At 72.1% G+C, this 4,991-nt stretch carries 6 protein-coding genes; 1 reads left to right on the top strand and 5 read right to left on the bottom strand.

Annotated features, from left to right (window positions below; translation table 11 throughout):
• From BGO22_RS21675 to surE, 3 genes are all read right to left on the bottom strand, one after another.
• A partial coding sequence (locus BGO22_RS21675; protein WP_286852416.1) for a LysM peptidoglycan-binding domain-containing protein occupies positions 1-351 on the bottom strand: 351 nt, incomplete at its 3' end.
• 86 nt (positions 352-437) lie between these two features.
• A complete protein-coding gene (locus tag BGO22_RS21670) occupies positions 438-1,217 on the bottom strand; it encodes a protein-L-isoaspartate(D-aspartate) O-methyltransferase (protein WP_070397946.1) in 780 nt (259 codons plus the stop codon).
• Positions 1,214-1,996 (bottom strand): 5'/3'-nucleotidase SurE, encoded by a 783-nt coding sequence (surE, locus tag BGO22_RS21665; protein ID WP_070397947.1) that lies wholly within the window; start codon positions 1,994-1,996, stop codon positions 1,214-1,216. The genes BGO22_RS21670 and surE overlap by 4 nt, the downstream gene beginning before the upstream one ends.
• A 158-nt stretch (positions 1,997-2,154) precedes the next feature.
• On the opposite strand from surE, the gene BGO22_RS21660 reads away from it, so the two are divergent.
• The gene (locus tag BGO22_RS21660; protein WP_070397948.1) at positions 2,155-3,141 is read left to right on the top strand and encodes an NADPH:quinone oxidoreductase family protein; all 987 of its coding nucleotides are present in this window, start codon (positions 2,155-2,157) and stop codon (positions 3,139-3,141) included.
• Between the two features lies 1 nt (position 3,142).
• Here the strand turns inward: BGO22_RS21660 and BGO22_RS21655 are convergent, their stop codons facing one another.
• A complete protein-coding gene (locus BGO22_RS21655) occupies positions 3,143-4,594 on the bottom strand; it encodes an efflux transporter outer membrane subunit (protein WP_070397949.1) in 1,452 nt (483 codons plus the stop codon).
• Positions 4,587-4,991, bottom strand: a 405-nt coding sequence (locus BGO22_RS21650) for an efflux RND transporter permease subunit (RefSeq protein WP_286852415.1), incomplete at its 5' end; no start/stop codon positions are given. The genes BGO22_RS21655 and BGO22_RS21650, both read right to left, overlap by 8 nt.

Below are 4,991 nucleotides of genomic sequence, written 5' to 3'. Positions count from 1 at the left end.
CACCACGCGCAGCAGCTGGCCGACCTCGATGGCATTCGGGTTGGGCAGGTTGTTCCAGGTCGCGATGTCGCGGTAGTCCTGGCCGGCGTTGAGGGCGATGCGGTACAGCGTGTCGCCAGGCTGCACCGTCACATAGCCCACGCGGGGCTGCGCGGCGGCAGGGGCCGGGGTGGCCGTTGCCGACTCCGCGGCGGGCCGGGATGTGCCCCGGTCGTCGACCGGCGCGGGACGCGCCACGCGCTGCGAGCCGCAAGCGCTCACGAGCAGGGCCAAGCCGAGCACGGACCAGGTCAGCGCGCGCTGGGCTGTGCGTCCCTGCGCCCGGGTATGACCCAGGTCGTGTCTTGCCATTTGGTTCATGAAGACTCCACCATTGTCTTGCGGGCCCCGAAGGGGCCCATTTCGATACACGCTCGACGCCGGCAAGGGCGGGACCGTCAGGCGAGGCCCGATTTTAGGGGCACGAAATGAACGGCCTCGAGCTCGGTGCGGACCACGCCATTGATGGTTTTGTCAATCACCACCAGGTTCTGTCGACCGGCGGCCGTGACGGCCGGTGCCACCAGCCGGCCGCCGACCGCGAGCTGATCGATCCAGGCGGCGGGCAGATCGTTCCCGCCGGCCGCCGCGATGATGCCCGCATAGGGCGCTCCCTGCGGGAAACCCACCATGCCGTCGCCGAAGAGCAGGTGCAGATTGGGCACGCGCAAGGCGCGCAGGTTGTCGCGCGCCTTCTCGTGCAGGCTGCGGATGCGCTCGATGCTGTAGACCTCCTTGGCCACGCGGGCCAGCACGGCGGCCTGGTAGCCGCAGCCGGTGCCGATCTCGAGCACGCGCCCCAGCGGTTGCGCGCGCGCCTGGCACAGCAGCTCCACCATGCGCGCCACCACGCCGGGCTTGCTGATGGTCTGGCCCTGGCCGATGGGCAGGCTGGTGTCCTCGTAGGCCTGGTTCACCAGCGCCGAATCGACGAAGCGGTGCCGCTCCACCGCGAGCATGGCCGCCACCACCGCCGGGTGCGAGATGCCCTGCCCCTGCAGCTTGCGCACCATGGCGGCGCGCACGGCGGCCGAGTCCATGCCGACGCCGCTGGGCCGGACCGGGGCGTGCGCGGGCGCTGCATCGGGCTTGTGCTGGCGCGCGGGTACAGGGGCTGGCGTGCCAGCCGGCAGGCGGGCCGGAAAACCCGGGCGCTGGCGCGGCGGCGGCGCTTTCATGCGCCCTCCTTCGACAGCGCGGCCGCCGTGGGCACCCAGTAGGCCAGGGTGTCGTGGTCGGTCAGGTCCACCTGCAGGGGCGTGAGGCTGACGTAGCCCTGTTGCGTGGCGTGGAAGTCGGTGCCTTCGGCCTCGTCGCGGGCGGGACCGGCGCTGCCGATCCAGTACATGGTCTCGCCGCGCGGGTTGACCTGGGCGATCACTGGTTCGGCCGCGTGACGGCGGCCCAGGCGCGTGACCTTCACGCCGCGGATCTGCTCGGCGGGCCGGCAGGGAATGTTGACGTTGAGCAGCCAGGCCTGGCCGCGCTGCTGCATCTCGGGCAGCGAAGGCAGCAACTGCTGCACCAGCTCGGCGGCCTTGGTGGCGGCCACATCCAGGTGGGCCCAGCCCCGCTCGGTCTGCGAAAACGCGATGGCGGGCACGCCGAACAGGTAGCCCTCCATGGCTGCGCCGACGGTGCCCGAGTAGATGGTGTCGTCGCCCATGTTGGCGCCGTTGTTGATGCCGGAGATCACCAGGTCGGGCCGGTAGCCCAGCAGGCCGGTGAGCGCGATGTGCACACAGTCGGCGGGGGTGCCGTTGACGTAGCGAAATCCGTTGGTGGCGGTCTGCACGTAGAGCGGCGAGTGCAGGCTCAGGGCGTTGCTCTTGGCGCTGTTGTTGTGCTCGGGCGCGACGACCTCGACCTCGACGCCCGGCAGGGCCTTGACGGCGTCGTACAGGGCAACGAGGCCCTTGGCCTGGAAGCCGTCGTCGTTCGAGATCAGGATTTTCATGGGCGAAATTCTATTGATCCGGGGTGTGGCGCTTTCTTCTTATCCCGGGTGGCCTTGCGGCGTCGGCCACGCCCGTCGCCCAAGGGACAAGGCCCCCCTGCGCGAATGCAAAACCGGTGCCTATCATGCCCCGCCCCCATTCCAAGAGGAGACCCACCATGCACGCCTGGCTGTGCGAGAACCCCATCGGCGTCGACGCCCTGCAATGGAAGGAACTGCCCACGCCCGAACCCGGCGCGGGCCAGGTGCGCCTGCGCATCGAGGCGGCCAGCCTGAACTTCCCCGACCTGCTCATCGTGCAGAACAAGTACCAGATGAAGCCGCCGCTGCCCTTCGTTCCCGGCAGCGAATACGCGGGCGTCATCGAGGCCGTGGGCGACGGCGTCCAGCACCTCAAGCCGGGCCAGCGCGTGGCCTGCCTCAGCGGCACCGGCGGCTTTGGCACCCACACCCTGGCGCCCGCCGCGCTGTGCATGCCCCTGCCCGACGGCTTTCCCGCCGTGGACGCGGCCGCGTTCATCATGATCTACGCCACCTCGTACCACGCGCTCATGGACCGCGCGCAACTCAAGGCGGGCGAGACGGTGCTGGTCCTCGGCGCGGCCGGCGGCGTGGGCACGGCCGCCATCCAGATCGCCAAGGCCGCCGGCGCGCGCGTGATCGCGGCCGCCTCCAGCGACGAGAAGTGCGCGCTGTGCGCCTCGCTCGGCGCCGACGCCACCATCAACTACGCCCAGCACGGCCCCCTGGGCGGCCTGCGCGACGAGATCAAGCGCCTCACCGGGGGCAAGGGCCCGGACGTGGTCTACGACCCCGTGGGCGGCGACTTCGCCGAGCCGGCCTTCCGCTCCATCGCCTGGCGCGGGCGCTACCTGGTGGTGGGTTTCGCCAGCGGACCCATTCCCAGCCTGCCCCTCAACCTGGCGCTGCTCAAGGGCGCCAGCATCGTGGGGGTGTTCTGGGGCGACTTCGCCAAGCGCGAGCCCCAGGCCAACGCGGCCATGATGCAGGCCCTGGCCGGCATGTACGCCAAGGGCCAGGTGAAACCGGTCATCGACCAGACCCTGCCCATGGCCGAGCTGCGCAAGGCCTACGCGATCATGGGATCGCGCTCGGTCAAGGGCAAGCTGGTGCTGGTGAACTGAGTCAGCGCGCGGCGGTGGTCGCCGCCCCCGCCGACCAGCCACCGCCGATGGCCCGGTACACCGCCACCAGCGCGGCCGCCGTGCCCACCTGGGCCTGCACCAGCTGCTCCCGGATCGACAGCACCTCGCGCTCGGCCTGCAGCACGGCCTGAAAGTCGGTCACGCCGGCCTCGAAGCGCGCGCGCGCCAGTTGCGCGGCCTCGTCGGCGTGGCGCGCGGCCTCCTGCAGGCGCCCGGCGCTTTGCGCGTGGCGGTTGTAACCGCTGAACGCGCCCTCGGTTTCCTCCAGCGCCAGCGCCACGGTCTGCTCGAACACCACCAGGCCCTGCTGGGCGCGCGCCTCGCTGGCCGCCACGCGCGAGCGGATGGCGCCAAAGTCGAACGGCGTCCACGACAGGCCCACGCCGAGCGCGTAGCGCGCCGCATCGCTGGTGAATAGGTCGCCCAGGCGCGCGGCGTTGAAGCCCAGCAGGCCGGAGAGCGAGATCCTCGGGTACAGCTCACTGCGCGCGATGCCGATGCCCGCGGTGGCGGCGGCGAGCCGGCGCTCGGCGGCGATCACGTCGGGCCGGCGCCGCAGCCACTGCTGCGGTGTGCCCACCGGCAGCGCGGCCAGGTCCGTCACCGGCAGCGACGGCAGGGGCCGCTGCGTGGACAGCTCGGCCAGCACCGCGCGCGGCGGCTGGGCGCTGAGCGTGGCCAGGCGGTAGGCGGCGGCCTCGACGCCGGCCTGCAGCGCGGGCAGCAGCGCCTCGGTGCTGGCGACCAGGGCGCGCGCGCCGGCCACGTCGAGCTGGCGCGCACGACCAGCCTCCAGCCGCGCCTCGGTGATGCGCAGCGACTCGCGCTGGTTCGCCAGGCTGGCCTCGGTCACGCGCTGGCGCTCCTGCAGGCCGCGCAGTTCCAGGTAGTAGCGCGCCACCTCGGCCGCCACGGCCGTGTGGGCCGCGTGCAGGCCGGCCTCGCTCGCGCTCACCTGCGCGGCGGCGGCCTCGCGCGTGCGGCGCACGCGGCCGAACAGGTCGAGCTCCCAGCCGGCGACGAAGCTGGCGTCGAAGCTGTTGCCGGTGCGCTCGCTGCGCGAGGCGCCGGGCTGCTGGGTCAGCGGCGTGACCGCGCGCTGCGCGCTGCCTTCGATGGCCACGCCGGGCCGCGCGGCCGCATCGGCCTCGCCTTGCAGCGCCCGCGCCTCCTGCAGGCGCGCCTGCGCGAGGCGGATGTCGGTGTTGGCCGCCAGCGCGCGCTCGATCAGCGCGTCCAGCGCCGGGTCGTTGAAGGCGCGCCAGAAGCGCGCGATGTCCTCGCCCGGCGCCTGGGCGTTGCTGCCGCTGGCGCCGGCGTTGATGAAGCGCTCGTCCAGCGCCACGGTCGGCGCCTGGTGGTCAGGGCCCACGGCGGCGCAGCCGGTGAGCAGCGCAGCCAGTGCGGCGGCGCAAAGGCACCACTCACGCATGTTGGGCCTCCGTCTCGTCCTGCCCCAGGCGGTGCGCGCGGCGCGAGCGCAGCAGCGCGTAGAACACCGGCGTCATGAAGATGCCGAACAGCGTGACACCCACCATGCCCGAAAACACCGCGATGCCCATGGCGCGGCGCATCTCGCTGCCCGCCCCGCTGCCCACGATGAGCGGGATCACGCCCGCGCAGAAGGCGATGGAGGTCATCAGGATGGGCCGCAGCCGCATGCGGCAGGCGTGCACGATGGCGTCGACCAGCGTCTCACCGCGCTCTTCCAGTTCCTTGGCGAACTCCACGATCAGGATCGCGTTCTTGCACGCCAGGCCCACCAGCACCACCAGCGCCACCTGGGTGAAGACGTTCAGGTCGCCCGGCTGCATGAAGGGCGGGAAACT

Source organism: Hydrogenophaga sp. 70-12 (assembly GCF_001897365.1).
In the GTDB taxonomy this organism is placed as follows: domain Bacteria; phylum Pseudomonadota; class Gammaproteobacteria; order Burkholderiales; family Burkholderiaceae_C; genus Hydrogenophaga; species Hydrogenophaga borbori.
The sequence above is the reverse complement of the archived record's forward strand: the minus strand, read 5'-3'. Positions and strand labels throughout refer to the sequence as shown.